General features: G+C 33.4%; 3 protein-coding genes. 2 read left to right on the top strand and 1 reads right to left on the bottom strand.

Annotated elements, in window-relative coordinates:
• The first annotated feature begins 152 nt into the window (after window positions 1-152).
• Window positions 153-716: an FtsX-like permease family protein gene (locus V7183_RS24815; protein WP_335361196.1), complete on the top strand. Its 564-nt coding sequence runs from the start codon at window positions 153-155 to the stop codon at window positions 714-716.
• Between the two features lie 197 nt (window positions 717-913).
• Here V7183_RS24815 and V7183_RS24810 read toward each other — a convergent pair whose 3' ends face one another.
• A complete protein-coding gene (locus tag V7183_RS24810; RefSeq protein WP_335361195.1) occupies window positions 914-1,822 on the bottom strand; it encodes an EamA family transporter in 909 nt (302 codons plus the stop codon).
• A 547-nt stretch (window positions 1,823-2,369) separates the two neighbouring features.
• On the opposite strand from V7183_RS24810, the gene V7183_RS24805 reads away from it, so the two are divergent.
• The coding region (locus V7183_RS24805; RefSeq protein ID WP_335361194.1) for a cytochrome c biogenesis CcdA family protein at window positions 2,370-2,983 on the top strand (614 nt) is incomplete at its 3' end.

The raw sequence follows: 2,983 nt of genomic DNA, 5'->3' as shown, positions 1-2,983 counted from the left end.
TCAATTTGTATTTATATATCAATACCGTCTTATTCCTAGGACTTAAGACCTAGGAAAGATTCCGATTGTAGTTCGATGTTAAAAATGTCATATTTTTATACACTAGTAGTATAGTATGTAGTACGTTATGAAGTAAGGTAGGGGAATCAATTATGTCTATATTTCGGTTAGCAAGAAACAATATACAAAATTTTGCTGCCCAAAGATTAAAGCAATTCATATGGATTGCAATGAGTACAATGCTATCTTTCTTTATTATATCTATTCAATCAAATGAGGTGATAATAAAGAAACTACAACATGTACCGTTATTTTATTATGTATCTATTCTGTTGTTTTTTGTGTGTGGCTTCGTTACATATCAAATGATAAAAGGTTTCTTAAAGACAAGAAGACAAGAATTTCAATCATATGAAGCCATTAATATGAAAAAAAGACAGATTGTATGTTTGTTATGTCAGGAACAGTTATTGATTTTTGGGGGAGCTCTATTTTTCGGGTTGATTCATGGCATGTTATTTTTGAGGCTATTTATTGCTATTTTTATGAAAGTATTAGGAATTCGTGGGGTAAGTGGGACGCTGATTACGATATATGCATTATTGGTAACGACACTGCTTATTATGATTTTAATTGTATTATCAATGTGGCAATGTTATCAATTTGTATACGATCTAAAAAAAGAAAGTGTATATAAAACCGAGGAAAAAGCATGAATCATCATACCTTTTCCTCGGTTTTACACGTGTAAATAATCATGATGCAGTGAAAAAATTAAAAAGAGTTAAGAAGAAAGGTTGTATAGAATGACAAATGGGCAATCCATAGTAAAAGTTGATCGATTAGCAAAGCGAATCGTGTAAAAAATAATGTGGAATAGAAAAGAGGATTCCTAACTGAGAATCCTCTTTTCCTAGGCAGCAACCTTTTTATGTGTATGGTGTTTACGATATCGTCCACGCATTGTATATGCAATTTGCGGAATTGCAATACCAACCAAGATAAGTGCTACACCAAGCCATTGAGAAGAGAGTACCGCCTCTTTTAAAACGAATACAGACATGATTGTTGTAACAGGAAGCTCAGCTGCTCCAAGAATAGTTGCTAAACCAGAACCGATTTTAGGGATTCCGATTGTAAAGGCAATTGTTGGAATAACGATACTGAATGTTCCTAATCCTAAGCCATATTTCCAAAGGCCTTGAGAAATGGCACCATTAAAAATAAATGTTGGCGGGAATACGATTATTACTAAAGTTAAAGCACCAGCCATTAAAAGAACTCCTCGTGGTAATGATGGTACTTCAACAGCAACTTTACCACTGATAAAAATATAGGTAGCAAAAGTAACAGCAGATAATAAACCTAATATGATTCCCATTGTATCGAAATCACCTGTTGATTTTTCTAATAATCCGCTCGATAAGAATGTACCAGCAACTAAAAAGATAACAGAAATGACTTTTTCTCTTGATGGCAATGTTTTTGTTGCAACAGCTTCAATGATAATACCAACCCAAACGAACTGGAATAAAAGGATTATGCCAATGGAAGCTGGTACCGTTTTTAATGAAGCATAATAAAAAATCCCAGTCAAACTTGCAGACGTTCCAGCGACAAATAAAATAAGCATTTGTTTAAGTGGAACACGATGTCTGGAAAATAAAAGTGTAATACCAAGTAAAATAAACCAGCCGAACAAATATTGACTCCCAATGACTTCCCCAAGTGAAAAACCTTCTGCGTATGCAAGTTTAACAAAAATAGCTAAGATCCCATAGCTACATGCTCCTAATAAAACTAAAAGAGAATAACGAAGCATGAAAAATTCCTCCCATCTATATTAAATTGTTCCCAAACGGACATATACAACTAGATGGAAGTATACAAAATTAAAAATGAAGGGTCAAATAAAAGAAAAGTGCGACATTTTATAGAATAATAATAAAAGTATGATATTTATGCATAATATTGAAATTTAAAATTGTAGAAGTATTGTAAAATAAGGAGTATCTTGTATAAAGCTATCATTTGAAAAAAATATTTTTTTGCAAGATATGTATCGAATACTGAATAATCACATGCGAGTAGTTTGTGAAATGGAAAAGCTTTGTTATCCCGATTGGTAAGGGCTAATAATCAGTGGAGGATGAAGAAAACCCCAACTGATTAAAGTTTCATTTTATGTGAATGATGAATGGAATGTATTTATAATAGAAGGAAAGTGAAAACGTTTTAGAGAAAGATGGTTGTAAGTAGTGATAATAGAATTTTTTCTTATTGGCACGTTGTAAACTGTGAATTCATCAATTGTTCATAGCATTTTTGGTCGTTTTTGCTACAATATTGAAGAGGAGAGGAGTGAAACGATGCAAGATCTTAATATTTTTTTAGCGTTTGGGGCCGGATTTTTATCATTTATTTCCCCTTGTTGTTTACCGCTGTATCCAGCGTTTTTATCTTACATAACCGGAATGTCGGTTTCTGAATTAAAAGAAGAAAATGCAATGCTTCGTAAGAGAAGTATGATACATACGGCATTTTTCTTGCTGGGATTTTCCATTGTATTTATTGCGATTGGATTTGGAACAAGTTTTATTGGGTCATTCTTCCAAGATTACAAAGATTTAATTAGGCAGTTAGGGGCACTATTTATTATTGTGTTTGGCCTTGTAATCGTAGGGGTCTTTCAGCCGAAGTTCTTAATGCAAGATCGTAAGTTTACATTTAAAAGTCGTCCGAGTGGCTATATCGGCTCTATTTTAATTGGTTTGGCATTTGCAGCTGGCTGGACACCGTGTACAGGACCAATCTTAGTAGCTGTAATTGGATTAGCTACCACGAATCCAGAATCTGCAATGCTGTATATGATTGCTTACATACTTGGATTTGCTATCCCATTTTTTATACTTTCATTTTTTATTACGAAAATGTCTTGGATTAAGCGACATAGTGGAACGTTTGTAAAAGTAGGGGGGTACAT

It is taken from the genome of Bacillus sp. JJ1127, assembly GCF_036965845.1.
Lineage (GTDB): Bacteria > Bacillota > Bacilli > Bacillales > Bacillaceae_G > Bacillus_A.
The sequence above is the reverse complement of the archived record's forward strand: the minus strand, read 5'-3'. Positions and strand labels throughout refer to the sequence as shown.

Bases quoted from the DNA above. Each gene is read 5' to 3' on its own strand.
- V7183_RS24815 (WP_335361196.1), top strand. From the start codon at position 153: ATGTCTATATTTCGGTTAGCAAGAAACAATATACAAAATTTTGCTGCC.
- V7183_RS24810 (WP_335361195.1), bottom strand. From the start codon at position 1,822: ATGCTTCGTTATTCTCTTTTAGTTTTATTAGGAGCATGTAGCTATGGG.